Origin of the sequence: Falsigemmobacter faecalis, assembly GCF_003863335.1 — a bacterium.
In the GTDB taxonomy this organism is placed as follows: domain Bacteria; phylum Pseudomonadota; class Alphaproteobacteria; order Rhodobacterales; family Rhodobacteraceae; genus Wagnerdoeblera; species Wagnerdoeblera faecalis.
Genome location: NZ_RRAZ01000021.1, coordinates 41,536 through 67,481 on the forward strand (window position 1 = coordinate 41,536; position 25,946 = coordinate 67,481).

Below are 25,946 nucleotides of genomic sequence, written 5' to 3' on the forward strand. Positions count from 1 at the left end.
GCGCGCTCAGTCGCGCCAGGACTGGTCATACCAGTCCGAGACATCCCCCGGCCAGACCAGAGCCTGACCGCTCTGGTCTTTTAACACCCCGCTGTCATAGAGAAATTTCGCCATCTGCGCGAAACGCTCCGGCCGGATGCGGCCGGTCTCGCCGCTTTCATCGCGCAGCCAGCCGCCCGCCATGATCGCCGCCATTGAGGCGTGAACCAGCTCGGGGCGGGGGAAATCTCCGGCCTGAACCAGCAGATCTGCCGCCGCCCCGGGGTTATCTGCGGCCCAGTCATAGCCCGCCTTAGTCGCGCGCATAAAGGCGGCGACCACTTCGGGCTGTTCGCTCAGCAGGCCGGCGCGGGTGGCGATATAGCCGTTGTGCTGGTCGGGCACGCCATAATCCTGATAGCGAAAACTGCCCTGACGGCGGCCCAGAAGCTGGCCGTTCACCCCCTCCCAGGTCGCAACTTCCAGCGTGAAATCCACCGCGCCCGAGGCCAGCGCCTCATAAGCGCCGGTGCCCAGCGTCACGCTATCCCATTCGGGTGTGCCGCCGTCATGGCGGATCATGGTGGCGATCAGCGCCGCCTCCCAGGCGCTGCCGAAACCGGCATAGGTTTTGCCCGAAAGATCTGCGGGGCGCTTAATCTCCGTGTTATCAAGGTTATAGACCAGCCGCCCCGTCTCATGCTGCATGGTGGCCCAAAGCGCGGTCAGATCCGCGCCACCCGCCTTTGCGCTGAGAAAGGCCAGCGCCGAAAGATAGCCAAAATCAGCTGCAGCCGAGGCCACCAGCGCCGCAGAACTGGTGTCTGAGAAGGGTAAAACCTCAACCGTCAGCCCTTCAGCTGAGTAAAACCCGCGGTCGCGCGCGGCGATGATGCCGATGTGATTGGTGTTCAGCGTCCAGTCGAGCGCGACGGAGAGCGGTGTCTGCGCGGCAGCACTCAGGGGAAGCGTGAGAAAAGCGGCGGTCAGAAGGGGTCGGATCATGGCGGGCATTCCTCCAGAAGCAGGGATTTCAGGGTCTCGCGCAGGGGCGCCATGGCGGCCTCTGTGCGCTCAGAATGGGGCATATCGACGGGCAGTGTGACGCCGTGTCCGGCTGTGATGACGCAGATCCGGTCGGCAAGTGCCGCCGCCTCCTGCAGATCATGGGTGACCAGAAGGCCCCCTCGCGGCGTGGCCGAAAGCCGCGCCAGAAGCCAGGTCTGCATCTTCAGCCGTGTCACGGCATCCAGCGCCGAAAAAGGCTCATCAAGAAGCACGAAGGGGCGTTCCTGCACCATGGTGCGCAAAAACGCCGCCCGCTGGCGCATGCCGCCGGAGAGGTCTTCGGGATAAAGCCCCTCAGTTCCCGCCAGACCAAAGGGCGCGAAAAGCGGCAGCACCCGGGCGGTGGCCAATTTTGCAGAAACTCCGGCCATGCGCAGCCCGAGGGCGGCGTTCTCAGCAATCGTCAGCCAGGGAAACAGCGCATCGTTTTGTGGCTGGTAAGCCAGCAGACGGTCGCCTGTGGGGCGCGGCTGGCCGTCAACCAGAACCTCGCCCTCAGCCTGCACCCCCTCGGGCAGGATGCCCGCAAGCCATTTCAGCACCGAGCTTTTTCCGCAGCCGGACGCGCCCAGCAGGGCCGTGATCCCCTGCCCCGGCACCTGGAGCGAGAGATCCTGCAGCAATACCCGGCCCCCCGCCCGGAGGGTCAGCCCGCGGATCTCAAGCATGGTGCCGCCTCGCCGGACCGCGCGCGCTCAGCGCCTCAATCGCGCGCAAAGCCCCCAGCAGGCCCAGCGTCAGAAGGGCAGAGACCAGCACCGCCGCCAGCACCAGATCGGCGCGAAAACTGTTCTTTGCGGCCAGGATCCAGATCCCGATGCCCTGTCGCGCCCCGGCATATTCGGCAAAAATCGTCGCCACGATGGCATAGGTGGCGGAAATCCTGAGCCCCGCGAAAAAGGCCCCCCGCGCCGAGGGCCAGGTCGCCCGCAGAAAGATCTGCCTTCGCCCCGCGCCCATGCTGCGCAGCAGATCCCGGAAGGCCGCGGGCGTCTGGCGATAGCCCGACAGCAGGCTCAGAAGCACCGGAAAGAAGGTCACCAGAATGACCAGCAGGATTTTCGGCAAAAGCCCGAAGCCAAACCACAGGATCATCAGCGGCGCCAGCGCCACCAGCGGCACGGTCTGGCTGGCCACAAAAACCGGCAGCACCGCCCGTTCCGCCCTTGGGTAAAAGTGCAGCGCGACCGATGTCAGCACCGCAAAACTGACGGAGAGCGCAAAGCCCGGCACCGCCACCAGAAGCGTGGCCAGGGCATGGCCGCCGATCGCCTCACGATGGATGTAAAGCGCCCGCAGGACCGCAGAGGGCCCCGGCAGCACCAGTTCTGAGACCCCGCTGAGGCGGCAATAGCCCTCCCAGGCAGCGAAAAGCAGCGCAAAAAGCGCCAGCGGCGGCAGCACGCGCGACAGCATGTCCAATCCTCTTTGCGAAGATCAGCGCGGCGAAGGGCTGTTGGCCGAGGCGGTCAGATCAATGGTCACATGCCCCTCTGCCGGGCCAAAGCGCAGAAAAGCCTGGCGCAGGGTCTCAAACACCGGGCCGGCATCGCCGCGCAGCCGGGTGCAGAAGTTCTTTGAGCGCAAAAAGGTGCCGCTTTCTTTCAGAAAAGCGATGCAGCCATAGATTTCATCCATATGACCGCCGCTGCCCATCACATAAAGTGAGAACTGCAGGTCAATCTCCACCCCGCTGAGGGGGGCCGCCGTCACGGCTGCAAGCGCCAGCCGCTGACGCTCGGCCAGGGGCTGGCTTTGCGCGACTGACAGGACATCGCAGGCGCAGGAGGGATCATCCGGCTCTCCCGGACAGCCGCGCGACAGGGTCACATGCATCGCCACATGCGCAGGCCCCTTTGCAACCCCGGCAAAGAGATCGCGGATGGCGTCGAGCAGCGGACCCGGTGCCCCGACCATCAGGGTCGAGATGTCATCGGTCTCAATCCGGAGCGCATCGCGGTAAGGATCAAGGGCCGAAAGCCCCGAAAGGATGACCCCGACAAAATCACGGGTCATCGGATAAAGTGACACCTGCGCGCCAATAAACATAAGTCCCTCGCTCCGCCGGCATTATCCGGATCAGCTGTGAAGGGTTCGCGCAGATCTGCGCATCTCAGCCCCCGTCGCGGAAGCACCCCTGGTTATGGGCAGGACTGTGTCGCGCCCCGTCCCGCCTGTCAACAGCTTTGCGAGGCACCTTGTGCAGCCGCGCGCCGGCAGGGCCGGTCAGGGCGGCGGTAAGCCTGCTGCACTAAATTCCCGGGCGCTCGCGCGTTTCTACGGCTGGAAAGGCGCGGATGTCCGGGCCCCGCGAACAGTCAACTCAGCCAATGCCTGCAAAACAGGCACTGAATCCGGTCCGCTGCGCGGCGCCCCTCAGGAAGGCCATCCTGGTAAATTTCAACCTCAGCAATAGCTTGCCAGAAAGCCTCTTTCAACCAGCCAGGGTTGAGCCCATGGCCCAGGCCCGGCCGGTGATGATCTGCAGGCCAGCGCGATCAAAATCGCTTTACGGAATCAAAAATCTATCCGTATAGTTACGACTATAAGAACTGATAAGCGAACACGCATCCAACGGGGAACCATCATGATCGGAAGAAGAAAACTACTTTTGAGCACTGCTGGCGCCGGGCTTTTCCTTGCCAGCCCCGGACTTCTGCGCCACGCCTCTGCGGCGGGCGATGTGCTGAAAGTCGGCATTCCGGTGCCGATTTCGGGCGGCAATGCTGCCAATGGCAAATATGCCTCGATGGGGGCGATCATCGCCGCAGAAGAGGCCACGGCGAAATATGGCCGCGAGGTGAAGACCTTCGATCTTGATACCGAAGGCAAGCCCGCCACGGCGGTGCGCAAAGTTCAGGATGCGATCCAGCAGGAGGGTATTCAGCTTTTCGCAGGCGGGATCCTGTCGTCGGAATCGCTGGCCATGGGCAAAGAGGCCGATAAGGGTGGCGCGAATTTCATCACCACCGCCGGTGCCGATGAGATCACCGGCACGGAATGCAATGCCGCCACCTTCCGCTGGTCGGTGCCGACCTTTGGTGCGATCAACCAGTCGATCCGGCCGATCATTGATGCGCTGCCCAATGCCAAGCGCTGGTATACCATCACCCCGCAATATGTCTTCGGCGAGGGCCTGTTGCAGGCCACCAAAGACGTGCTGGAGGAGAAGGGGCTGGAGCTGGTCGGCAACTCTTACCACTCGCTGACCGAGAAGGAATTCTCGGGCTATCTGACCAATGCCATTGCCACCAAACCTGATGTGCTGCTGATCCTGAACTTCGGGGCACAATGCGCCGATACTTTGCGCCAGGCTGTCTCTTTCGGTCTGAAAGAGCGCATGACCATCGTCGTCGCCTGGGCCTCGGGGCTGGAGCAGTTTGAGGCGCTTGGCGCGGATCTCTGCGAGGGGATCTATTTTGGCGCGCAATATTGGCACACCATCGACAGCCCGGCCAATGCCGAACTGGTGAAGCTGACGCGCGCTAAATATAATGAGAACCCGAACTATTCGCTCGCGGGCTCTTATATCTGTACCAAGCTGATGATCGATGCCGCCATGAAAGCCGGCAGCACCGATCAAAAGGCGGTTCAGGCCGCGCTGAAGGGCATGACTTACGCCGGTCTCACCGGCGAAGAGCATGTCCGGCCCGAAGACAATCAGGTCATCAAAAACTACTATCTTCTGAAGGCCCGGGCGAAATCCGCCATGGCCAATAAGGACGATTTCGCCGAGGTGATCTCATCGGGTCAGTCCTTCCTTGAGGTGGCAAAGACCGGCTGCAAGCTGAGCTGACGCCCCTGAAAGCCGCAGGGCCCCTGCCCTGCGGCTGATCCTTACGGGAGACCCTCTGGTGACCTATCTCTTCCAGGTGCTGAATGGCATCGGGCTGGGCATGCTGTATTTTCTGCTGGCTGTCGGGCTGTCGATCATTTTCGGCCTTTTGCAATTTGTGAACTTTGCCCATGGGGCGTTTTATCTGCTGGGCGCTTATCTGACCTATGATCTGGTCGAGCGCGGCATGAGTTTCTGGCTTGCCATGCCCATCGCGGCGCTGATTGTGGCCGTGGTCGCGGGCGTCACAGAGGCGCTGCTGCTCAGGCGAATATATAAGCTGCCACATACCTTCCACATCCTGGTGACCGTGGGGATCGCGCTCTTTATCCAGGAGCTGGTGATCATCCTCTGGGGGCCTTTGGGCGGCAGTGTCGCGGCCCCCGACGGGCTGAACGGCGTGGTGATCTGGGGCGACTTTATCTATCCGAAATACCGCCTTTTCACGATCGCTTTCACAGCGGTGCTGGCCCTCGTGCTCTATTGGGCACTCGAGCGCACACGGCTGGGGGCCATTGTGCGGGCAGGCTCTGAAAGCACGGAAAACATGGCCCTTCTGGGCTATGATACTTTGCGCATCAACACGGTGGTTTTTGCCGCCGGGGCCGGTCTTGCGGGCCTTGCGGGCGGCCTTGTCTCGCCCATTCGGGGTGTTGAGCCCTTCATGGGGGTTGAGGCGCTTTCCATCGCCTTTGTGGTCGTGGTGATCGGCGGCATGGGCTCTTATGTCGGCGCGCTGGTCGCGGGCATTCTGGTCGGCGTGGTGCAGTCACTGATGGCCACGATCTGGCCCGAGGGCGCGCGTCTGATGATCTATATCGGCATGGCCTCGATCATCGTGATGATGCCCCGCGGCCTCTTTGGGAGGGCGTGAGAGATGCTGTTGATCAACCGACCTCTCGTGCAGTTTGGCCTCGCCCTGCTGACGGTGCTGGCGCTGCCTTTGTTCCTGCGCTCCGGGATCCTTGCCTCGGAGGTGCTGATCTATGCGCTGATCGCGGCGGCCTGTAACCTTCTGCTGGGCTACACCGGGCTTTTGTCCTTCGGTCAGGGTATTTTCTTTGGCCTTGGCAGCTATGTGGCGGGGATTTTTCTGACCCGTTACGGCGTGCCGGTCTGGATGGTGCTGATCATGGCCACGCTTCTGGGGGCGGCGGTGGCGACCCTGGTGGGCTGGCTGTCGATCCGGCGGCAGGGCGTTTACTTCGTCATGCTGACCCTGGCCTTTTCGCAGCTTTTCTACTTCCTGGCCTATACCTTCTCGGATCTGACGGGGGGCGATAACGGGCTGATGGATGTGCCGCGCCCCGATCTGGGGGCCGGGCCTATGAACAATGCCTGGAGCTTTTATATCTTCGTGGCGGTCTCGTTCCTAGTGCTCTTTGCGCTGATGCTGCAGGCGACGCAGTCGACCTTTGGCCGCACGCTGATCGCCGTGCGCGACAATGAAGAGCGCGCTGCCGCCATCGGCTTTCCGGTCAAGGCTTTCAAGACCGCAGCCTTTGCGATTTCGGGCGCGGTCACCGCTTATGGCGGCGCGCTGAAGGCCATGCTGATCGGTGTGGCACCGCTGGCGAATATTGAACATCACACCTCTGAGATGATCCTGATCATGACGATCATCGGCGGCTCAACCAGCCTCTTTGCCTCGGTGATCGGGGCTGCGGCCTATATGATCCTTGCCGATGTTCTTTCGCAGATCTGGCCGCGCTGGCTGCTGCTGCTGGGGCTGGCGCTCGTCTGTGTGGCGCTTTTCCTGCAAAAAGGTCTCTGGGGGCTGATTGAGAAGCTTTGGGTGATGTTCTTTCAGAAAGATCAAAGCCTTGAGAAGAAGGAGGCGGAGCATTGAGCCCTGATATTGCGCTCACCACCCGCGGCCTCGGCGTCACCTACGGCAAATTCGTGGCGCTGGCCGATATGGATCTCGATATCCGCCGCAACTCGGTGCATTCGATCATCGGCCCGAACGGCGCCGGGAAAACGACGATGTTTCACGCGCTGACCGGCCGGGTCATGCCCTCTCACGGGCAGATCCTGCTGAACGGCACCGACATCACGAAGTTCCGCGATGATGAGCGGGTCCGCCAGGGCATCGCGCGGTCCTTCCAGGTCACCAGCCTGTTCCCGACGCTGCCGGTCTCAGAAAACCTGCGCCTGGCGGCTCAGGGCAAAACCCCCTGGGCTGCGCTCGCGCCCTGGCGCATGGCCGAAGCCAATCGCCCGGCCATGGCGACGGCGGCAGAAGTGATGGAGCGGATGAACCTGACGGCGGTGCACAACCGCCCCGCAGGTGAGCTTTCCCACGGCCAGCAGCGCCGCCTGGAAGTCGGCATGGCCATGGCGGCAAAGCCCTCAGTGATCCTGATGGATGAGCCGACCTCGGGCATGGGGGTTGAGGATATTGAGGAGATGAAACGGCTGATCCGCGATCTTGGCCGCGATCACACCGTTCTTTTCATCGAGCATAACATGGGGATCGTGATGAATATCTCGGATACGATCACCGTGATGCGGCTCGGGCGCAAACTGACCGAGGGGCCGCCCGCTGCGGTGCGCGAAAACCCGGATGTGCAAAGCGCTTATCTGGGCTCCATGATCACGGGGGACATGGCATGAGCGCGCTTCTTGAGGTGGAAAACCTGCATGCCTATTACGGCAAAAGCCACATTCTGCAGGGCGTCTCGCTCAGCGTGAATGAGGGTGAGGTGGTGACGCTGCTGGGCCGCAACGGCGCGGGCAAATCCACCACTTTGCGCGCCATTGCCGGGGCGCTGACGCCGGGCCAGGGCGTCGTGCGGCTTCAGGGCCAGGACCTTGCGGGGCAGCCCGCCTTTCGCATCGCCAAACAGGGCGTCTCGCTGGTGCCGGAAAACCGCGGGATCTTCTCGCTGCTGACGGTTGAGGAGAACCTGCGCATCGCCGAGCGGCGGGGCGCGGCCTGGGGGATGTCGGATATCTACGCGATCTTCCCCCGCCTTGAAGAGCGCAAAAGAAACGGCGGCGGCCAGCTTTCGGGTGGCGAGCAGCAGATGCTGTCGATCGCGCGGGCGCTGCTGACCGGGCCGAAGCTTCTGATGCTCGATGAGCCGGTTGAGGGGCTCGCGCCGGTGATCGTAGATGAGATCGTCGCGCAGATCCGCAAAATCGCCGCCACGGGGGTGTCGATCCTCTTGGTTGAGCAGAACCTGGCCGTCTGCACGGCCCTTGCGCGGCGTCACAATATCATTGAGTTAGGCCGCATTGTTTATCACGCCACGGGCGAGGAATTTATCCGCGACAAAGACGCCCGTGACCGCTATCTGGGGGTCAAAGCCTGAGCATGACGAACCTGAAAATCCGCGGCGAGCGTCTTTGGGACAGCCTGATGGAGACCGCCCAGATCGGCGGCACGCCCGATGGTGGTATCCGCCGCCTGACGCTGAGCGAAGAAGACGCCCGGGTCCGCGCCTGGTTTCAAGCGGCCGTTGCGGCGGCGGGGATGACGCTGAGCCACGATCTCTTTGGCAATATGTTCGCGGTCCGTCCGGGTAAAAACAACGCGCTGCCACCGATTGCCATGGGCAGTCATCTCGACACCCAGCCCACGGGCGGAAAATTCGACGGTGTGCTGGGCGTGCTGGCGGGGCTCGAAGTGATCCGCACTCTCAATGACGCGGGCCTTGAGACCGAAGCCCCTCTGATGGTGGTGAACTGGACCAACGAAGAGGGTTCGCGCTTTTCGCCCGCCATGCTCGGCTCGGGCGGCTTTGCGGGCGTCTATAGTGTGGACCAGGTCAATGGGCGGCGCGACAGCGAGGGCATCTCTTTTGGCGATGCGCTTGAGGCCATCGGCTGGCGCGGTGATCTGCCGCCCAAAGGCCAGCCCATCGGGGCGATGTTTGAGCTGCACATCGAACAGGGTCCGATCCTGGAGGCTGAGGGGAAAGACATCGGCATCGTCACCGGCGTTCAGGGGCTGCGCTGGTATGAGGCGGTCTTTGAGGGCCGCGCCGCCCATACCGGATCAACGCCGATGGCGTTGCGCAAAAACGCGCTGCTGCCGGCCGCCGATCTGATCCGCGCGGTCGATGCCATCGCCCATGCCCATGCGCCTGATGCGGTGGCCACGGTGGGGCATGTCTCGGTCAGTCCCAATTCCAACAATGTCATCCCTGGCGAGGTGCGTCTGACGGTGGATATGCGCCACCCGAAAGACGCGGTTCTGGCGGCGATGGATGCCGAATTGCACAGCGCCTTCGCGCGGATTCTGGCGGGCTCCGGCGTTTCCGGGGGGCTGACGCCGGTCTCTGACGTCGCCGCGGTGGCCTTTGATCCCGACTGCATCCGCGCGGTGCGCGATGCGGCGGAACGGTCGGGCCTGAGTGCGCGGGAGATTGTCTCGGGTGCGGGCCATGATGCGGTCCATATCGCCCGCCTTGCCCCCACCACGATGATCTTTGTGCCCTCCGCCGGGGGGCTCAGCCACAACCCGGCGGAAAGCACCGCATTTGAGGAATGTGCCGCCGGGGCACAGGTACTGCTGGATGCGGTTCTCGGCTATGATCGCCGCTGCGCCGAAGCGCTGCGCGAAAAGGAAACCGTCTGAGCCATGCGACTGCTGATTGCCCAGGTCAACCATGAGACCAATACCTTCTCGCCGCTGCCCACGCTGCTTGCGGCCTTCCGCCCGGTTTACGGCGCAGAGGCGCTGGCGGCTGCGCGCGGCAAACAGACCCCGGTAGGCGCTTTTCTCGACTGGGCAGAGCGGCGCGGCTTTGAGGTCACCTGCCCGATCCTGGCGCATGCCTTCCCCTCCGGCCCGGTGGCGGATGCGGCCTTTGAGCAGATCTGCGACGCTATCCTTTCAGCGCTTGATGACAGCATCGATATGGTGCTGCTGGATCTGCACGGCGCCATGGTCACCCGCAGCCATGAGGATGGCGAGGGCGAGCTGATCGCCCGCATCCGCCGCCGCCGCCCCGATGTGCCGATCGGCGTCGCGCTGGATCTGCACGCCCATGTCACCGGGGCGCTGGCCGGATCGGTGCAGGCGATCTGCGGCTATCTCAGCTATCCGCATATCGACATGTATGAAACCGGTGAGCGGGTTTGCGAGGCGATGGAGCTGCGCGGGCGGCTTGGTGATCTGACGCTGTGTCATCTCGCGCTGCCGCTGATCGCGCATAGCCTGCCGATGAATTCAGAACGGCCGGGTGTCATGCGCGATATGCTCGACGCGGTCGCCTCGCTTGCGGAAGAGACGGGTCTGGTCGATGTCAGCCTCTTTGGCGGCTTTCCTGCGAGCGATATCCGCGAGGCGGGGATGTCGCTGGTGGCGCTGGCCGAGCCCGGCCATGATCCCGCCCCGGCGCTGGAAAAGATCGCCGATGCGATCTGGGCGCGGAGGGCGGAATTTATCTATGATCAAAAGCCGCTTGAAGCCTCGCTTGATGACGCGGGGGCCGCGCTCGCATTGCCGGGGGAAGGCCCGGTTCTGCTGCTTGATCACGGTGACAATTGTATGTCGGGCGGCACCTGCGACAATATCGATGTGCTGAAAGCGGTGCTTCAGGCGGGCTTTACCGGGGTGGTGGCCGGACCCTTCCATGACCCCGCCGTGGTGGCAGCCGCCTTTGCGGCGGGCGAAGGCGCGGAGATCACGGTCGGGCTTGGCAATAAGATCCCGGCGGAGCATTTTGCCCCGCCCGGCCCCCCCCTGATCCTGACAGCCCGGGTCGAACGGCTGGGCGCGGGGGATTATACCGTCACCGGGCCGATCTATACGGGGATGCTTTGCCAGATGGGGCGCGTGGCGCTGCTCAGCACGCCCGAGGCAAAGATCCTGGTGGCTGAGACGCCCCATGAGCCCTGGGATCGCGGGATCTTCACCTCGGTCGGTGTGATCCCCGAAGAGGCGAGAGTTTTGCTTTTGAAATCACGGATGTATTGCCGTCCGGTCTTTGAACCTCTCTCCAAAGCTGTGGTAGAAGTTGCCGGAGGCGGGGTCACCGGATCTGACTTCAGCCTCTTTGATTTTAAAAATCTCAGGCGTCCGATTTATCCGCTCGACGCGGACGCCAGCCGGAAGACCCATGATGACCCAAGAACTCCCTGACGAGGGCCAGACCGCCGCACCGGGTCGCAAACCTCCGATCCGGCGGATCAAGCTTTCCGATCAGGTCGCGGAAGAGCTGCGCCGCTGGATCGCCCGCGAGAACCTTGGTCCCGGCGACCGGCTGCCGCATGAGAAAAACCTGATGGAGCATTTCGGCTGCTCCAAAGGCACCGTCCGCGAGGCGCTGAAGGCGCTGGAGGTGGAGGGGCTTTTGATCATGCAGGCCGGACCCAACGGCGGGCCGGAGGTGCAGGCCACGTCGCCGGACGTGGTGATCCGCCAGATGCGGCAGTATTTTCACTTCCAGGATCTGGACTTCAAAGACGTCTATGATCTGCGCAAAACCCTTGAGGTCATGCTGATCGAGAATGTCGCCGGGCGCATCACCCCCGCCGATTTCGCGCGGCTGGAGGAGAATATCGCCGCCTGCGTCGATGCGGCGGGGCGCGAGGATCTGAAAATGGCGCGTCAGGTGGAAGTCGGCTTCCACGACATTTTATGCGAAATCTGCGACAATCCGATTCTCGCGCTGATGTGCCGCTTTCTGAATGCCATGCTGCGCGACCTCGTGACCAAACGGACCGGCAGCATGCGGGAACATAATGAGTTCGGGCAGCATAATATTGAGGCACATAACGATCTGCTTGATGCGTTGCGGCGCAATGATCGCACGGCCATGGCCTCAATCATGCGCCACCACATGCATTGCGCCGAAGGATATATGCATAACCTTGACGCGGCGTTTCACATGGATCTGCTGTCACGTAAACACAGCGAATGAGCCCTGATCGGGAGGAGAAGACGATGGATCTGGACTACAAAAAGAACGACCTCTCGCAGGTAATCGCCGCGGATAAGGCCCATGTCTGGCACCATCTGAGCCAGCATAAGCAATATGAGACCACCGACCCGCGGGTCTTTGTGGAGGGCAAGGGCCTGAAGCTCTGGGATGCTACGGGGCGGGAGTTCCTCGATGCGGTCTCGGGCGGCGTCTGGACGGTCAATGTGGGCTATGGCCGCGAAAGCATTGCCAATGCGGTGCGCGATCAGCTGATCAAGCTGAATTATTACGCCGGGGCCGCGGGTAACGTGCCCGCCGCGCTTTTTGCCGAAAAGCTGATTGAGAAGATGCCGGGCATGAGCCGGGTTTATTATTCAAACTCCGGCTCAGAGGCCAATGAGAAGGTCTATAAGATGGTGCGCCAGATCGCGCATCGCAAACACGGCGGCAAAAAGTGGAAGATCCTCTACCGTGAGCGGGATTACCACGGCACCACCATCGGCACCCTTGCCACCTCCGGCCAGCCGCAGCGCGCCGAGCAATATGGCCCCTACCCCGAGGGGTTCGTTTCGGTGCCGCATTGCCTTGAGTATCGCAAGCAGTGGGATGTGGAAGATTACGGCCGCCGCGCCGCTGATGCCATCGAAGAGGTGATCCTGCGCGAAGGCCCGGAAACCGTGGGCGCGATCGTGCTGGAGCCGGTGACCGCAGGCGGCGGCGTCATCCTGCCGCCCAGGGGCTATTGGGAGCGTGTGCAGGAAATCTGCCGCAAATACGACATCCTGCTGCATATCGATGAGGTGGTCTGCGGTCTGGGCCGCACCGGCCTGTGGTTTGGCTATCAGCAATATGGCATCGAGCCCGATTTCGTCACCATGGCGAAGGGCGTCGCCTCGGGCTATGCGGCGATCTCCTGCACCGTCACCACCGAGCGGGTCTTTGATCTGTTCAAGGAAGACCCCTCTGACAGCATGAGCTATTTCCGCGATATCTCGACCTTCGGCGGCTGCACCTCTGGCCCGGTGGCGGCGCTGGAGAATATGCGCATCATCGAAGAAGAGGGCCTTTTGGAGAATACCATCGCCATGGGTGCGCGCTGCATGGCCAATCTGAAAGCGCTGCAGGAAAAGCACGCGGTGATCGGCGATGTGCGCGGGCTTGGCCTTTTCCTTGGCGCGGAGCTGGTAAAAGACCGCAGCGCCAAAGAGCCGGTCGACGAAAAGCAGGCGCAGGCCGTGGTGGCGGAATGTCTGGCCCAGGGCGTGATTATCGGCGCGACCAACCGCTCACTGCCGGGCTTTAACAACACGCTGTGTCTGTCCCCGGCGCTGACCGTGACGGCCGAGGAAATCGACCGCATCACCGATGCGATTGATGTGGCGCTCACGAAGGTCTTTGGCTGACCTCTCTCTCACGTCCCTCCGCAGGCTCTGCGGGGGGACGCTTCAGACCAGCCCCGGCCAGCGGCCCAGAAAATGCGCCACGCTGTCGAGTACGGCGGGCACCTCATCCTCCGGCACCGGCGTTTGATAGACGAAGCGGCGGATGCCGATATAGATGATGCTGCCGTGCAAGCGCCAGATATCTTCGGGCGTGGCCTCTGCGGGGGCGATGGCGGCGTTTAACTCCTCCAGCATGGGCGACAGGATCACCTGCTGCAGGTGGCCGAGGTAGCGCCGGTTCAACTCGGCCCCTTCAAGCCCTGAGAACATGAAGATCCGCATCCATTCATAGGTGAAGATCGCCCGGGTATATTCGGTGTAAAACTGCCCCATCCGCGCGATCAGCGGCAGCCGGCGGTCGCGCAGCAGCGCGGGCCAGTGCGGCTCTATCCGGCTCAGGAAGACCTGCTCATAGACCGCTTCGTGCAGCGCGGCTTTGGTGGGGAAATGCTTGAAAATCAGCGATTGCGTGACGCCAAGGCGCTGCGAGAGGTCGCGGGTATTTCCCGAAAGTCCGGTCTCGGCGAAATAGCTGACGGCGCCCGCCACGATCTGTCGGCGGCGGTCCTGCGGCGCCATACGGCGGCGGGGCTTTGGCGGTTCGGTATGCATGCGGCGCCGCTCTCCCCCAAACGTTCCTGCGAAAAATCTTGACAGTCGCCCCCTGCGAACGACTAATTGCCCGTTAGAGAGCATATGCTCACTAAAGACAAGCGGCTGGACGTGGGGAGGAGAGACCACGCCCATCCGGGGGGAGGACGAGATGAAACCGACGCTGGCGGGCTATGCCCGTGCATCGACGATTGCCGAAGCCACGGCCTGGCTGGCCGAAGCGGATGGCGATGCGAAAGTGATCGCCGGAGGTCAAAGCCTGATGGCGGCGATCAATATGGGTCTGGGCGGGGACACCCGGCTGATCGACATCAATGGCATCGAGGCGCTGAAAGGCATCCGCCTTGAGGGCGACCGCCTGGTGATCGGGGCGCTGACCCGCCATGCCGAACTCGGCCGTCACCCGCTGATCGCCGAACATGCGCCGCTGCTGACCCGCGCCGTGCCGCTGATCGCCCATGAGGCGATCCGCACCCGGGGCACCATCGGCGGCTCGCTGTCGCATGCCGATCCGGCTGCGGAACTTCCGGCCTGCGTTCTCGCCCTTGATGCCCTGATCCGCATCTCAGGCCCCGGGGGCGAGCGTGAAGTGGCGGCGGATGATTTCTTTGAAGACGTCTATGTCACGGATCTTGCCCAGGATGAGATTGTCACCGCGATCTCCCTGCCCCTTGCAGCCGCGAAAGAGGCCCAGCTCATTCGCGAGCTTTCGCGCCGCGCCGGGGATTTTGCCCTGGCCGGGATTGCCCTCGTGCGCCGCCCTTCAGGGCACCGCGTTGCGTTTTTCGGCACAGGCCCGCGTCCGATGCTGGGCCGCAGCGTGATGGCAGCACTTGATGCCGGTGATCTGGCTGCCGCCCTCGCCGCCGTCCCCGAAGACATCGATCCGCAGAGCGATCCGCATGCCTCTGCCGCCTATCGCCGTCACCTTGCCTCGGTGCTGCTGCGCCGCTGCCTTGAGGATCTCGCAGCATGAGCGACCTTTTTCAGACCGAAACCCAGATCCGCCTGATGGTGAACGGCCAGAAGGTGAAGGCCCGCGTCCGCGTCGGCCAGCATCTGACCGATTTTCTGCGCCAGGAACTGGGGCTTACCGGCTCTCACGCGGGCTGCGAGCATGGCGTCTGCGGCGCCTGCACGCTGCGGGTCAACGGTGAGATCACCCGCGGCTGTCTGATGCTGGCGGCCCAGGCCGATGGCGCGGAAGTCGAGACCATTGAAGGGCTGACCGAGCGCGGCGTGATTGCCGATCTGCAGCAGGCTTTTGTCCACCGCAACGCCCTGCAATGCGGTTTTTGCACGCCGGGGATGCTGGCAACGGCGGCGGATCTTCTGGCGCGCGGTGGCGTGCCCGGGCGCGAGGTGATCCGCGATCATCTGTCGGGCAATTACTGCCGCTGCACCGGCTATGAGGCCATCATCGACGCCGTTGAGACCGTGGCCCGCGCCCGGGCGGAGGCGCTGAAATGACCATCGATTTTGGCAATCCCAACCGCCCGAACAGCTATATCGGCCGCACCGTGCCGCGCCCCAATGCGCCGCGTCTGGTGCAGGGCCGGGGCCGCTATGTGGATGACATCACCCTGCCGCGGATGCTGCATCTGGCCTTTGTGCGCTCACCCTGGGGTCATGCGAAGATCACCGCGATCGACACCACGGAGGCTGCGGCCTGCGACGGCGTGCGCGCGATTTTCACCGGGCAGGATCTGCTGCCGCATTGCACGCCCTGGGTGGCGGTTCTGGCGCATCTGAAGGGGCTGAAATCCGCGCCGCAACACGCACTTGCGCTCGACCGTACCTGCTGGGTGGGCGAGCCGGTGGTGGCCGTCGTCGCCGACAGTCGTGCCGAGGCGGAAGCGGCGGCGGCGCTGGTGAACATCGATTACGACGAACTGCCGGTGGTGACGCAGATCCGCACCGCCCTTGATCCCGAAACCCCGGTCATTCACCCCGATCTCGGCGACAACCTCGCCTTCCGGCGCGAGCATGTGCAGGGCGATGTTGAGGCGGCTTTCGCCTCTGCCCATAAAGTCATCTCGGCGAGTTTTAAAACCGGGCGTCATACGGGTGTCACGCTTGAGCCGCGCGGCTGCCTTGCGGATTGGAACCCGGCAGAGGGCAAGCTGACCGTCTGGCAGGGCACTCAGGCCCCCCATATGATCCAGACGGTTCTCGCGACGCATCTCGGTCTGGAGGAATCCCGCGTTCGGGTGATCTGCGACGACGTCGGCGGCAGCTTCGGGATTAAGGTTCATGTCTATCCCGATGAAGTCGCCACCGCAGCCATTGCGAAGGTTCTGGGCCGTCCGGTGAAATTCATCGCCGACCGGCTTGAGAGTTTCATCTCGGACATCCATGCCCGCGATCATGAGATCGACGGTCGCATCGCGGTGGATGAAAACGGCAAAATCCTGGCCTTTGACATCGACGACTGGACCGGGATCGGCCCCTATTCGGTCTATCCGCGCACCTCTGCGATTGAGGGCAATCAGGTCGTGAACCTCTGCGGCGGGCCCTATGATTTCGCCAATTACCGCGCCCGCACCTCGGTGGTTTTGCAAAACAAAGCGCCGACCTGTCAGTATCGCGCCGTGGGCCATCCGATCGCCACGGCGGTCACGGAAGGTCTGGTTGATCTGGCCGCTGAGGCGCTGAATATGGACCCCGCCGAGATCCGGCGGCGGAATTTCTTCCGCGATGATGCCTATCCCGCCACCTCGCCCGCCAATATGCGCTTTGAGGGGCTGTCGCATCAGGCGACGATGGATAAGCTGCTGGAGATGATGGATTATGAGGCCCTGCGCCGTGATCAGGCAGCGGCCCGGGAAAAGGGCATCTGGCGCGGCATCGGCCTTGCAAGCTTCATTGAGCTGACCAATCCCAGCCCCTTCATGTATGGCATCGGCGGCGCGCGCATCTCAGCCCAGGACGGGGCGACGGTGCGGATGGATCCTGATGGATCGGTGGTTGTGCTTTCGGGCGTGACGGAACAGGGTCAGGGCACCGAAGCCATGCTCTCGCAGGTCGTGGCCGAAGGCGTGGGCGTGCGCCCCGATCAGGTCCGCGTCATCACCGGCGATACCCAGGTCACCCCCTATGGCGGCGGCACCTGGGCCTCGCGCGGGGCGGGCATCGGCGGCGAAGCGGCGCTTCAGGCGGCGCTCGCGCTGAAGGGCGCGATCCTCGAAGTAGCGGGGGCCATGCTGCAATGCGCCCCCGAAAGCCTGTCGATCAACGACGGGCAGATCGTCGATCTGGAGAGCGGCGCCGGGCGGATGCCGCTGAGCGAGCTGGGCCGCGTGGTCTATTTCCGCGGCGATACCCTGCCCAAAGGTCTGCCGCGCGAGCTGGTGCAGACGCGCCATTTCATCACCATGGAGTACCCCTTCGCCTTCACCAACGGCGCTCAGGCCTCCTATGTTGAGGTGGACCGCGAGACCGGCTTTGTGAAGCTGCTGAAGCATTGGTGCGTCGAGGATTGTGGTCGGGTCATCAACCCGCAGCTGGTGGATGAGCAGATCCGCGGCGGTATCGTGCAGGGCCTTGGCGGCGCGCTTTACGAAGAATGCCTCTATGATGAGCATGGCCAGATGCTGAACGGCTCGATGGCGGATTATCTGGTGCCGATGGCGGTTGAGATGCCCGATATGCAGATCGCCCATGTCGAGACACCGACGGCGGAATCGCTGCTCGGGGCCAAAGGCGCGGGAGAGGCCGGGACGGCCGGTGCGCCGGCGGCGGTGATGAATGCCATCAATGACGCGATCCGCCCCAGCGGCGGGCGCATTTTGCAGATGCCTATGACGCCTGAGCGCATTTTGCGCGCCATGGGGACTTTGAGCGACTGATTGAGACTGCGCATCCGGATCTGGGAGGATAAAAGATGCCTGCTAAACTGACTTTCGCCGCAGCCCTGCTGCTTGGCACCACGGCCTATGCCCAACAAAGCGTAACCGTGAACATCGGCTCCAGCCACCCTGAGGCCAATATCTGGGTCTATGCCATGAAAAATGGCTTCCAGCCCGAGGTGGACCGCATCCTGGCGGAAAAGGGTGACTATAAGATCAACTGGGTCGAGGCCTACGGCGGCACGCTTTACAAATTCACCGACACCCGCGCCGCGGTGAAAGACGGCATCGTTGATGTCGGCATGGTGGGCACCGTCTGGGAGGGGGCGACCATGCCCCTGCAGAATGTGACCTATTTCGCCCCCTTCGCGACCGATGATCACATGATGCTCATCGATATTTTCGACAAGCTGAATGTTGAGCTGCCGGAACTCGCTGACAGCTGGAAAGCCCAGGGGATGCGGCATCTGTCCTCGCTGATCACCGACAGCTATGACATTTATTCAAACTTCCCGATTGCCTCGCTGGGTGATCTGAAGAACCGCAAAATCAATGCCCCGGGCACCGCCGCGAACTGGCTGACCGGCACCGGTGCGACCCCGGTCGATGGCGCGCTGACCACCTATTACACCAATATTCAGACCGGTGTGACCGAAGGCGCGCTGTCCTTTGCCTCGGGCATCCTGCCGACGCGGGTTTATGAGGTCGCGCCCCATCTGACGAAGGTCGGTGCGGGCTCGATGTATTTCGGCTCGATCGCGGCCAATGAGAAGTTCTTCCAAAGCCTGCCCGAGCCGGTGCAGCAGGCCTTCCTCGCCGCAGGTCCCGTCACCTCGAAAGCGCATGGCGAATATGTGACCCAGCTGGCGGCCAAAGCCATGGTCGATATGCAGGCCGCGGGTCTGAAGGTTGCCGATCTGCCCGCCGCGGAGAAAACCGCCTGGGTCAGTACCCTGCCCAATATCGTTGAGCCCTGGATCGGCCAGACCGGCGATGCCGGCAAAGTGGTGCTGAAAGCCTATATGGATGAGCTGCGCGCGCGGGGCGTCACGCCGCTGCGGGACTGGGATGCGGGGCTTTAAGACCTGAGATGAGACTGCGGTTCACGCATAATGGATGATACTCCGAAGATCGGCCCCGTGACGGGTGGCCCGGCGGACCGGCTGGCAGAGGTGCTCTCTGCCACCGGCTCGGTCTGGACCTTCCTTTTGATGTTTCTGATTGTGGCCGATGTGATCGGCCGCAGTTTCCTCAACAGCCCCATCGTGGGGGTCGCTGAGATCGCGGGCCGCTCGGTGGTGGCGATTGTCTTTCTGCAGCTTGCGGGCGCGATCCTGAGCGACCGGCTGACCCGGGCGGATCTGCTGCTGCAGCTGATCGGCGCGCGCAGCCCGGCTTTGCGCCGCGCCATGGAAGTGGTCTTCATGCTTTGTGCGGCGCTGGTCTGCGGGCTGATCGTGGCCGGAGGCTGGGCGGAAAGCGCCGGGACCTTTGCAACCAGTGAGTTCTTCGGCGTTCAGGGTGTCTTTACCATTCCGGTCTGGCCCTTCCGCTGGCTGATGACGCTGGGAGCCGCCTTCGGCGGGCTTGCAGCGCTGCTGGCTGCCTTTCGCATCGCAAGGGGGGCGCGGGCATGACTTCTCTGACTATCGGGCTATTGCTCATCGCGCTTCTGGTCGTGCTGATCCTTTTGGGGATGCATATCGCCATCGGGCTGATCCTCGTGGGCTTTCTCGGCATCTGGATCCTGCGCGGCAATATCGATCTGGCCTTCCGGCTGCTGGATCTGACGGCCTGGAACGGCATTGCGGATTATCTTTTCGCCACCATCCCGCTTTTTGTGATGATGGGGCTGCTGGTCAGCGCCTCCAACGTCGGGCGTGACACCTTTGCGGTGGCCGAAGTGCTGCTGCGCCGTCTGCTTGGCGGGCTTGGGGTGGCCACGGTTGCGGCCAATACGGTTTTTGCGGCGGTGACCGGGGTCTCAATTGCCTCTGCTGCGGTCTTTACCCGGGTGGCGGTGCCCGAGATGCGCCAGCACGGCTACCGCACCGCTTTTGCGGCAGGGACGGTTGCGGGCTCGTCGATCCTTGGGATGATGATCCCGCCCTCGCTTTTGATGATCGTCTATGGCGTGCTGGCCGAGGTCTCGATCGGCTCGCTGTTCATCGCGGGGGTGGTTCCGGGCGCGCTTCTGGCCATTGGATTTGTCATTGTTATCATGGCCATGGCCCGCTTTACCCCCGGGTTTGTCTATGAAAACCCCGAGGCTGCCCGTCAGCGCCGCGCGGCCGCCTCAAAGGGGACCGAGATGTCGGGCCGCGAGATGCTGGCCAAGCTCCTGCCCATCGTGACCCTGGTTTTCCTGGTGCTCGGCGGGCTTTACTCGGGCTATTTCACCCCGACCGAAGCCGGTGGCGTCGGCGCATTCGGGGCACTGATCATTGCGCTGATGCGCAAAAGCCTGACGCGGCAGAAAACCTGGGAAATCATCCGTCAGACCGGCGCGATCTCGGTTTCGATCCTCTTTCTGCTGATCGCGGCCAGCTTTTACAGCCGGATGCTCTCGGTGGCGGGGCTGCCCAATGGCATCGCCGGGCTGATCCGCGACGGAGGCTTCAGCGCCACGGGCTTTCTGGCGATGTATATCCTGCTGATCATCGCCCTTGGCATGATCCTCGACAGCACCTCGATTCTGCTGATCGTCGTGCCGATCATGGCGCCGATTGCCGATGGCTTTGGCTTTAACCTGATCCATTTTGGCGTGCTGACCGTGCTGGCGGTTGAGATCGGCCTGCTGACCCCGCCTTTCGGGATCTCGGTCTTTACGGTTCACAACACCCTGAACGATCCGAACGTCGGGGTGGAGCAGGTCTTTCTGGGTGCGCTCCCCTTTATCCTGGTGATGATGGTGGTTCTTCTGGTGCTGGCCTTCTTCCCGGCGCTCAGCCTTGCGTTGATTTAACGCCGCAGGCCCGAAAGATCACCGGCCGCAGCGACACTCAGGTCACTGCGGCCGGTTGCATATCTGATGGGCTGAGCCTTCGCCCCTCAGCCCGGCAGCGGCCCTGGCGGGTGCCAGTCCGGCAGCGGATCCTTCATCCGCTCAGGGTCCCACAGCAGGCCTGCGTGGCTGCTGCCGCCCATACCCGCCGGAGCGTAGTCAGAGGCCACCTCCCAGGCCGTGCGCGTGAACCAGTCCCGCAGCTCAGGGCTGATGCCCTCCATCCGGAAAAGCCGCTGCCGCGCGCCAAGGTCTTTCTGGTAAAGACAGCTCAGCACCAGGCAGGCCAGGCCATAGCCGCAGACATCATTGGCGTGAATCTCATCGACGAAAAACTCTTCAAAGCGCGTGATGCCGGGTATTTCGCCTGCGGCGGCCGCATCCCAGGCCCGCGCCATCCACAGATGCCCCGGGAAGACCCGGATCCGCCAGTCATCGGGCAAGTCTTTAAAATGGCTGCGCATTTTCCAGGTGGCATAGGCGGCCATAAACTCAAAGCTGCGGCCATATTCCGGCAAAGCGGAGCGGAAATCCGCAAACTCCTGCCAATCCGGATTGCCCGGCGGACGCCAGAGGTTCAGGCTGGGCCAGATCGACCACAGATTGATGTCCCGCAGCCCCTCGCCCTTATTGCCGTTCTGCAGGGCATTGGCGGCAAAGCGGCAGAGATAATCGAGCGAATGCGCCATCATATCGGTCTGCTCATCCGGCCGGATCCGGGGCGGCGGGCCGCCTTCGGTGATGACCAGGGTCTGGAAACCGGCAATGTCGTGGCGGGCATCACTACCGGGATCGGTGCTATGATCCCACCGCCAGCTCAGCGGCGCGCCCGGAATTGTCGATTTGACGATCTTGCGCTCGGCGTCGCGCAAGCCCATGCTATCCGCCATCCGGCGCAATGATCCAGGCCAGGGCCCCGTGTTCAGATAGCTGTCCGTGAGGCTGTGACCGCTGTGAACGCTGCGATCTCTCGGGCCCGAAGGACTGCGCAGGGGGCTCCAGTAACCCGCCTCCGCCCTGGCAGTGGCGGGCAAAAGCGCTGTCAGGCCCGCCGCCGCTGCGCTGCCCAGCAGAATGCGGCGCGAAAGTGGGAATGACGGTTTCATACTGCGCCCTCAGTGATCCGGTCCGGGGCAGGAGCCACACTCCGGCCCGTGCCCTGTTCCAGGGGCGGCCTCACCATCGGGGCGTGACGTTGCAAAACTGAACTCATATTCACCTGCCGGATCCGGATCGTTATCAAAATCTGCACCGATCAGGAAAGACCCTCGCGCCTGCGTCAAGAAAAATCATCAAGAGACCGGCGTCCCGGGCCCGCCCCAAAGCCATCGACTGCGAAGTTCTGGACAGCCTCCGCCTGCGCCGCTATCACCTCGTCGCTTATTCCCCCCCGGCCTGATCTGCCGGATCCCATCCGATCTGTCGCGGAGCAGCCGATGCCGAAAAGCCAGAACCGCACGGCCCGTGGCCAGAACCCGGCCGCCCGCGAGCAGATCCTCACCGCGGCGCGGGAGGAATTTTCTGAGGCGGGGTATAACGGCGGCCGGGTGGACAATATCGCCCGCCGCTCAGGGCTGAACAAACAGCTGGTCTATTACTATTTCGGCTCGAAAGACGATCTTTACCGCGCGGCCCTTGAGGCGATCTACAGCGAGATCCGCCTGAAAGAGCGCGAGCTTGATCTGCGCATTCTGCCCCCGGAACAGGCGATCACGCGGCTGATCGATTTCTCGCTGAACTATCTGGCGCAGCACAATGAATTCATCCGAATGCTCGCCGATGAGAACGCCATGGGCGCGCCGCATATGCAAAATGCCGAGACCCTGCTGGCGACCAATTCGCCGCTGATCGCCATGATCGGCGCAACGCTGCGCGATGGTGAGGCCCAGGGGATCTTTCGCAAAGGTGTCGACCCGCTGGAGCTTTATATCTCGATCGCCGGGATGACCTTCTTTTACTTCGCCAATGGCAAAACCATGTCGGCGATTTTCGGGCGCAACCTCTCGGATCCTGGGGTGATTGAATCGTATCGCACCCATATCGTGACCATGGTGCTGAAGGGGCTCAGGGCCTGAGCCCGTCCTGATCTGCTGAAACTCGCATCAGACCACCCTCCGGCACACCCTGCCGGTCAGTCAGTTTTGCATAAATTCCAAACACTTCCGCCCTGGTGAATTTTCGTTGCGTCAAATTTCAACTAATTAGTTGAAATCACGATTTCCTCTCGCTAGCGTGAGGATAAGACGAACATCAGGGTCGCCCGCCAGCTGCGACCGGAAAGGGACGCCATCGTGACCGCGACATCCGCTCTGCCCGCGCGCTTTGAGAGTGTGGAAGATCTCGAAGACTTCATGACCCGCCCCGATGAAGCGCTGATTGCGGATCTGGCCCGGGTCGACGGCGATATCCTGATCCTGGGCGTTGCGGGCAAAATGGGCCCGACCCTTGCGCGGATGGCCAAACGTGCGGCCCCCGAAAAACGTGTGATCGGCGTTGCGCGCTTCTCAGAGCCGGAGCTGGTCTCGCGGCTGAACGGCTGGGGCATTGAGACGGTCAAAGCCGATCTGATGGATGCAGCGGCCCTTGAAGCGCTGCCGAAGTGCAAAAACGTCATCTTCATGGCGGGGATGAAATTCGGCGCATCGGGCAATCAGCCGCTGACCTGGGCGATGAATACCCATGTCCCCGCTCTGGTGGCCGAGACCTTCAAAGACAGCCGCATCGTGGCTTTCTCGACCGGCAATGTCTATCCGCTGGTCGATGTCTTCCAGGGCGGCGCGCTGGAAAGCCAGCCGGCCGAGCCGCGCGGCGAATATGCCATGTCCTGCCTTGGGCGTGAGCGGATGTTTGAACATTTCTCGCGCAAAAACGGCACGCCGGGGCGGATTTTCCGCCTGAACTACGCGATCGATTGCCGCTACGGCGTGCTTTACGATCTGGCCTCGCGCATCAAGGCGGGGACGGTGATTGACCTGTCGCTCATGGGTCATGTGAACGTCATCTGGCAGGGCGATGCCAATGCCCAGGCGCTGCGCTGCCTTGCCCATGCCACGGAAGTGACCACGCCGATCAACTGCTCGGGCCCCGAGACCCTCTCGCTGCGCTGGCTGGTCACTGAACTTGCCACCCGTCTGGGTGTTGAGCCAAAGCTGGTCGGAGCCGAGCCTTCGACCGCCTGGCTCACCAATACCGCGCAGGCCAATACCCTCTTTGGCTACCCTTCGGTGCCGCTGGGCGCGATGCTGGACTGGGTCGCCGACTGGGTCGCACGCGGTGAAGTGGCCTATAACAAACCCACCAAATTTGAAGCCCGCACCGGCGCTTTCTAAGGCCGGGGCTGAGTTCTGACAGGCCCGGCTACCCGCGGGCCTGTCGCAGTGAAACGACATAATACCAAACCCTTAGCGGTTTATGGCCCGAGCGGAGTTCGGATGATGACTGGCAAAGCGACCCCTGCCGTGCAGCAGGCAGCCCTTGATCTTTTGCGCAAAGGCACGGTGATCCCGGCCCATCCGCTGGCGCTGACCGCCGCGCGCGAACTCGATGAGCGCCGCCAGAAAGCGCTGACGCGGTATTATCTGGACGCGGGCTCGGGCGGTCTGGCGGTGGGCGTGCATACCACGCAATTCGCTATCCGCGAGGTCGGGCTTTACGACCGCGTCCTGTCGCTTGCAGCAGAGACCGCCGCCGCCTGGTCCGATCGTCAGCTGGCCATGGTGGCAGGTCTTGCCGGGCCGACCGCTCAGGCGGTGGCTGAGGCGAAGGTTGCGGTTTCGCTGGGCTATAACGCCGGGCTTTTGTCGCTTGCAGCACTGAAAGGTCAATCTGAAGACCAGCTGATTGCGCATTGCGAAGCGGTGGCGGCAGAAATTCCGCTGATCGGCTTTTATCTGCAATCCGCCGTGGGCGGTCTGCATCTTGATGCGGATTTCTGGGCCCGTTTTGCCGCGATCCCGAATGTCATCGCGATCAAAGTGGCGCCCTTTAACCGCTATAAAACCATCGATGTGGTGCGCGGTATTGTGGCGGCAGGGGCCGAGAATAAGGTCACGCTTTACACCGGAAATGACGATCACATCGTCCTTGATCTGGTGACCCCCTTTACCGTGATGCGCGACGGCCAGCCGGTGACAATGCGCTTTAAAGGCGGGCTTCTGGGCCATTGGTCGGTCTGGACCAAAGGCGCGGTTGAGATTTTCAACCGCTGCCGCGATGAGGCCGCAAAAGGCGCTGTCAGCGATGATCTTCTGGGGCTCGATGCCCGCGTCACCGATTGCAACTCCGCCTTCTTTGATGTGGCCAATGATTTCCACGGCTGCATCGCGGGCTGCCATGAGATCCTGCGCCGCCAGGGTCTGCTGGAGGGGATCTGGTGCCTTGATCCGGCAGAGGGCCTCTCGCCTGGTCAGGCAGAAGAGTTGACCCGCGTCAGCGCGCTGCACGCCGATCTGGCCGATGACGCCTTCGTGCGCGCCAATCTTGCACGCTGGCTGGCGTAAAGGATGGGCCGGATGAAAGACAAACTTATCAACTATCTGCCAGCCATTCTGCTGTTTGCGGCCCTGATCGCGGCCTGGCAGGCGGCGGTCACCTTCGGGGGTCTGCGGCCCTATCTGCTGCCCTCTCCTGCCTCGGTGATTGAGGCGATGTTTGATCCCACCATCCGCTGGTGGGGCCATATCTGGGCCACCGGGATCGCCATCCTGGGCGCTTTCCTGCTGGCGGCGCTGAGCGGGGTTTTCCTTGGCTGCCTTGTGGCCTGGTCGCCGGTGATCAACCGCGCGCTGATGCCCTTTCTGGTCTTTCTCAACACCCTGCCAAAGGTGGCCATTGCGCCGCTGTTTCTGATCTGGGTGGGCTATGGGATTTTCCCGAACATCCTGATGGGGGCGCTGATCGGGTTTTTCCCGGTGGTCATCAATACCGCCGTCGGCCTGAGCCAGATTGACCATGATATGATCGATCTGGGCCGGGTTTTTTCAGCGCCGAAGTGGAAGGTCTTTCTGAAGATCCGTATCCCCAATGCCTATCCCTATATCCTTTCCGCGCTGAAAGTGACCGCGACCTCTGCCGTGGTCGGCGCGATTGTCGGCGAATTCGTGGCCTCGCAGCATGGGCTGGGCTATGTGATCGTCACCTCGCAAAGCTCAATGAACACGGCGCTGGCCTTTGCGGCCCTCATTTATATCTCGCTGATCGGCCTCGTGCTTTTTGCTGCGGTTGGTCTTCTCTCTCGCCTTCTCGCGCCCTGGGCCGAGGGGAACGAAGCCTGAGCCATCTTTA

25 protein-coding genes and 1 riboswitch are annotated in these 25,946 nt (G+C 62.7%); of the genes, 19 read left to right on the plus strand and 6 right to left on the minus strand.

What is annotated here, in order from left to right; all coding sequences use genetic code 11:
• Positions 1–6: 6 nt before the first annotated feature.
• From EG244_RS14080 to EG244_RS14095, 4 genes are all read right to left on the minus strand, one after another.
• Complete coding sequence (locus EG244_RS14080) at positions 7–984, minus strand: ABC transporter substrate-binding protein (RefSeq protein ID WP_124965625.1); 978 nt, start codon at positions 982–984, stop codon at positions 7–9.
• A complete protein-coding gene (locus tag EG244_RS14085) occupies positions 981–1,715 on the minus strand; it encodes an ABC transporter ATP-binding protein (RefSeq protein ID WP_124965626.1) in 735 nt (244 codons plus the stop codon). The genes EG244_RS14080 and EG244_RS14085 overlap by 4 nt, the downstream gene beginning before the upstream one ends.
• Complete coding sequence (locus tag EG244_RS14090; protein ID WP_124965627.1) at positions 1,708–2,463, minus strand: ABC transporter permease; 756 nt, start codon at positions 2,461–2,463, stop codon at positions 1,708–1,710. The genes EG244_RS14085 and EG244_RS14090 overlap by 8 nt, the downstream gene beginning before the upstream one ends.
• Positions 2,464–2,484: 21 nt before the next feature.
• Entirely contained in the window at positions 2,485–3,096 is a 612-nt protein-coding gene (locus EG244_RS14095) for a YkoF family thiamine/hydroxymethylpyrimidine-binding protein (RefSeq protein WP_124965628.1), read from the minus strand.
• Positions 3,087–3,196: riboswitch (TPP riboswitch) on the minus strand. (Overlaps the previous gene by 10 nt.)
• A 462-nt stretch (positions 3,197–3,658) precedes the next feature.
• Here EG244_RS14095 and EG244_RS14100 point away from each other — a divergent pair.
• The 9 genes from EG244_RS14100 to tpa are packed head-to-tail and all read left to right on the plus strand — an operon-like array spanning position 3,659 to position 13,160.
• Positions 3,659–4,843 carry an ABC transporter substrate-binding protein gene (locus EG244_RS14100; RefSeq protein WP_233589016.1) on the plus strand — a complete coding sequence of 395 codons (1,185 nt, stop codon included), beginning with the start codon at positions 3,659–3,661 and terminating at the stop codon, positions 4,841–4,843.
• 58 nt (positions 4,844–4,901) lie between these two features.
• Positions 4,902–5,756: a branched-chain amino acid ABC transporter permease gene (locus EG244_RS14105; protein WP_199737979.1), complete on the plus strand. Its 855-nt coding sequence runs from the start codon at positions 4,902–4,904 to the stop codon at positions 5,754–5,756.
• Between the two features lie 3 nt (positions 5,757–5,759).
• Positions 5,760–6,731, plus strand: coding sequence for a branched-chain amino acid ABC transporter permease (locus EG244_RS14110; protein WP_124965631.1), 972 nt, complete (start codon positions 5,760–5,762; stop codon positions 6,729–6,731).
• Complete coding sequence (locus EG244_RS14115) at positions 6,728–7,498, plus strand: ABC transporter ATP-binding protein (RefSeq protein ID WP_233589017.1); 771 nt, start codon at positions 6,728–6,730, stop codon at positions 7,496–7,498. The genes EG244_RS14110 and EG244_RS14115 overlap by 4 nt, the downstream gene beginning before the upstream one ends.
• The gene (locus EG244_RS14120; RefSeq protein ID WP_124965632.1) at positions 7,495–8,199 is read left to right on the plus strand and encodes an ABC transporter ATP-binding protein; all 705 of its coding nucleotides are present in this window, start codon (positions 7,495–7,497) and stop codon (positions 8,197–8,199) included. The genes EG244_RS14115 and EG244_RS14120 overlap by 4 nt, the downstream gene beginning before the upstream one ends.
• Positions 8,200–8,201: 2 nt before the next feature.
• Positions 8,202–9,467 (plus strand): Zn-dependent hydrolase, encoded by a 1,266-nt coding sequence (locus EG244_RS14125; RefSeq protein ID WP_124965633.1) that lies wholly within the window; start codon positions 8,202–8,204, stop codon positions 9,465–9,467.
• Positions 9,468–9,470: 3 nt separating this feature from the next.
• Positions 9,471–10,976, plus strand: a complete 1,506-nt coding sequence (locus EG244_RS14130) for a M81 family metallopeptidase (RefSeq protein ID WP_124965634.1) — start codon at positions 9,471–9,473, stop codon at positions 10,974–10,976.
• Positions 10,957–11,757 carry a FadR/GntR family transcriptional regulator gene (locus EG244_RS14135; protein ID WP_124965635.1) on the plus strand — a complete coding sequence of 267 codons (801 nt, stop codon included), beginning with the start codon at positions 10,957–10,959 and terminating at the stop codon, positions 11,755–11,757. Before EG244_RS14130 ends, EG244_RS14135 begins: the two co-directional genes overlap by 20 nt.
• Before the next feature lie 23 nt (positions 11,758–11,780).
• Entirely contained in the window at positions 11,781–13,160 is a 1,380-nt protein-coding gene (tpa, locus tag EG244_RS14140; protein ID WP_124965636.1) for a hypotaurine--pyruvate aminotransferase Tpa, read from the plus strand.
• Between the two features lie 42 nt (positions 13,161–13,202).
• On the opposite strand, the gene EG244_RS14145 is transcribed toward tpa, so the two are convergent.
• Entirely contained in the window at positions 13,203–13,811 is a 609-nt protein-coding gene (locus tag EG244_RS14145; protein WP_124965637.1) for a TetR/AcrR family transcriptional regulator, read from the minus strand.
• A gap of 151 nt (positions 13,812–13,962) precedes the next feature.
• Here EG244_RS14145 and EG244_RS14150 point away from each other — a divergent pair, with 151 nt between their 5' ends.
• Genes EG244_RS14150 through EG244_RS14175 form a run of 6 tightly spaced genes read left to right on the plus strand, consistent with a single transcriptional unit; the run spans position 13,963 to position 20,624 of the window.
• Positions 13,963–14,787 (plus strand): FAD binding domain-containing protein, encoded by an 825-nt coding sequence (locus EG244_RS14150; RefSeq protein WP_124965638.1) that lies wholly within the window; start codon positions 13,963–13,965, stop codon positions 14,785–14,787.
• Complete coding sequence (locus EG244_RS14155) at positions 14,784–15,281, plus strand: (2Fe-2S)-binding protein (protein ID WP_124965639.1); 498 nt, start codon at positions 14,784–14,786, stop codon at positions 15,279–15,281. The genes EG244_RS14150 and EG244_RS14155 overlap by 4 nt, the downstream gene beginning before the upstream one ends.
• Complete coding sequence (locus EG244_RS14160; protein WP_124965640.1) at positions 15,278–17,659, plus strand: xanthine dehydrogenase family protein molybdopterin-binding subunit; 2,382 nt, start codon at positions 15,278–15,280, stop codon at positions 17,657–17,659. Before EG244_RS14155 ends, EG244_RS14160 begins: the two co-directional genes overlap by 4 nt.
• Positions 17,660–17,694: 35 nt before the next feature.
• Complete coding sequence (locus tag EG244_RS14165) at positions 17,695–18,741, plus strand: C4-dicarboxylate TRAP transporter substrate-binding protein (RefSeq protein WP_124965641.1); 1,047 nt, start codon at positions 17,695–17,697, stop codon at positions 18,739–18,741.
• A gap of 30 nt (positions 18,742–18,771) precedes the next feature.
• Entirely contained in the window at positions 18,772–19,296 is a 525-nt protein-coding gene (locus EG244_RS14170; protein ID WP_124965642.1) for a TRAP transporter small permease subunit, read from the plus strand.
• The gene (locus EG244_RS14175) at positions 19,293–20,624 is read left to right on the plus strand and encodes a TRAP transporter large permease (RefSeq protein WP_124965643.1); all 1,332 of its coding nucleotides are present in this window, start codon (positions 19,293–19,295) and stop codon (positions 20,622–20,624) included. Before EG244_RS14170 ends, EG244_RS14175 begins: the two co-directional genes overlap by 4 nt.
• Before the next feature lie 86 nt (positions 20,625–20,710).
• On the opposite strand, the gene EG244_RS14180 is transcribed toward EG244_RS14175, so the two are convergent.
• Complete coding sequence (locus EG244_RS14180; RefSeq protein ID WP_124965644.1) at positions 20,711–21,769, minus strand: hypothetical protein; 1,059 nt, start codon at positions 21,767–21,769, stop codon at positions 20,711–20,713.
• Between the two features lie 330 nt (positions 21,770–22,099).
• On the opposite strand from EG244_RS14180, the gene EG244_RS14185 reads away from it, so the two are divergent.
• From EG244_RS14185 to EG244_RS14200, 4 genes are all read left to right on the plus strand, one after another.
• On the plus strand, positions 22,100–22,738 hold the full coding sequence (locus EG244_RS14185) for a TetR/AcrR family transcriptional regulator (RefSeq protein WP_124965645.1): 639 nt from the start codon (positions 22,100–22,102) through the stop codon (positions 22,736–22,738).
• Between the two features lie 216 nt (positions 22,739–22,954).
• On the plus strand, positions 22,955–23,992 hold the full coding sequence (locus EG244_RS14190; protein WP_199737980.1) for an NAD-dependent epimerase/dehydratase family protein: 1,038 nt from the start codon (positions 22,955–22,957) through the stop codon (positions 23,990–23,992).
• A 102-nt stretch (positions 23,993–24,094) separates the two neighbouring features.
• Positions 24,095–25,162 (plus strand): dihydrodipicolinate synthase family protein, encoded by a 1,068-nt coding sequence (locus EG244_RS14195; RefSeq protein ID WP_199737981.1) that lies wholly within the window; start codon positions 24,095–24,097, stop codon positions 25,160–25,162.
• Positions 25,163–25,174: 12 nt separating this feature from the next.
• Positions 25,175–25,936, plus strand: a complete 762-nt coding sequence (locus EG244_RS14200; RefSeq protein WP_199737982.1) for an ABC transporter permease — start codon at positions 25,175–25,177, stop codon at positions 25,934–25,936.
• Positions 25,937–25,946: the final 10 nt, after the last annotated feature.

What these genes read in the sequence shown, in the direction of transcription:
- EG244_RS14080 (WP_124965625.1), bottom strand. Translation starts at nt 984, where the DNA reads ATGATCCGACCCCTTCTGACCGCCGCTTTTCTCACGCTTCCCCTGAGT.
- EG244_RS14085 (WP_124965626.1), bottom strand. Translation starts at nt 1,715, where the DNA reads ATGCTTGAGATCCGCGGGCTGACCCTCCGGGCGGGGGGCCGGGTATTG.
- EG244_RS14090 (WP_124965627.1), bottom strand. Translation starts at nt 2,463, where the DNA reads ATGCTGTCGCGCGTGCTGCCGCCGCTGGCGCTTTTTGCGCTGCTTTTC.
- EG244_RS14095 (WP_124965628.1), bottom strand. Translation starts at nt 3,096, where the DNA reads ATGTTTATTGGCGCGCAGGTGTCACTTTATCCGATGACCCGTGATTTT.
- EG244_RS14110 (WP_124965631.1), top strand. Translation starts at nt 5,760, where the DNA reads ATGCTGTTGATCAACCGACCTCTCGTGCAGTTTGGCCTCGCCCTGCTG.
- EG244_RS14120 (WP_124965632.1), top strand. Translation starts at nt 7,495, where the DNA reads ATGAGCGCGCTTCTTGAGGTGGAAAACCTGCATGCCTATTACGGCAAA.
- EG244_RS14125 (WP_124965633.1), top strand. Translation starts at nt 8,202, where the DNA reads ATGACGAACCTGAAAATCCGCGGCGAGCGTCTTTGGGACAGCCTGATG.
- EG244_RS14130 (WP_124965634.1), top strand. Translation starts at nt 9,471, where the DNA reads ATGCGACTGCTGATTGCCCAGGTCAACCATGAGACCAATACCTTCTCG.
- EG244_RS14135 (WP_124965635.1), top strand. Translation starts at nt 10,957, where the DNA reads ATGACCCAAGAACTCCCTGACGAGGGCCAGACCGCCGCACCGGGTCGC.
- tpa (WP_124965636.1), top strand. Translation starts at nt 11,781, where the DNA reads ATGGATCTGGACTACAAAAAGAACGACCTCTCGCAGGTAATCGCCGCG.
- EG244_RS14145 (WP_124965637.1), bottom strand. Translation starts at nt 13,811, where the DNA reads ATGCATACCGAACCGCCAAAGCCCCGCCGCCGTATGGCGCCGCAGGAC.
- EG244_RS14150 (WP_124965638.1), top strand. Translation starts at nt 13,963, where the DNA reads ATGAAACCGACGCTGGCGGGCTATGCCCGTGCATCGACGATTGCCGAA.
- EG244_RS14155 (WP_124965639.1), top strand. Translation starts at nt 14,784, where the DNA reads ATGAGCGACCTTTTTCAGACCGAAACCCAGATCCGCCTGATGGTGAAC.
- EG244_RS14160 (WP_124965640.1), top strand. Translation starts at nt 15,278, where the DNA reads ATGACCATCGATTTTGGCAATCCCAACCGCCCGAACAGCTATATCGGC.
- EG244_RS14165 (WP_124965641.1), top strand. Translation starts at nt 17,695, where the DNA reads ATGCCTGCTAAACTGACTTTCGCCGCAGCCCTGCTGCTTGGCACCACG.
- EG244_RS14170 (WP_124965642.1), top strand. Translation starts at nt 18,772, where the DNA reads ATGGATGATACTCCGAAGATCGGCCCCGTGACGGGTGGCCCGGCGGAC.
- EG244_RS14175 (WP_124965643.1), top strand. Translation starts at nt 19,293, where the DNA reads ATGACTTCTCTGACTATCGGGCTATTGCTCATCGCGCTTCTGGTCGTG.
- EG244_RS14180 (WP_124965644.1), bottom strand. Translation starts at nt 21,769, where the DNA reads ATGAAACCGTCATTCCCACTTTCGCGCCGCATTCTGCTGGGCAGCGCA.
- EG244_RS14185 (WP_124965645.1), top strand. Translation starts at nt 22,100, where the DNA reads ATGCCGAAAAGCCAGAACCGCACGGCCCGTGGCCAGAACCCGGCCGCC.
- EG244_RS14195 (WP_199737981.1), top strand. Translation starts at nt 24,095, where the DNA reads ATGATGACTGGCAAAGCGACCCCTGCCGTGCAGCAGGCAGCCCTTGAT.
- EG244_RS14200 (WP_199737982.1), top strand. Translation starts at nt 25,175, where the DNA reads ATGAAAGACAAACTTATCAACTATCTGCCAGCCATTCTGCTGTTTGCG.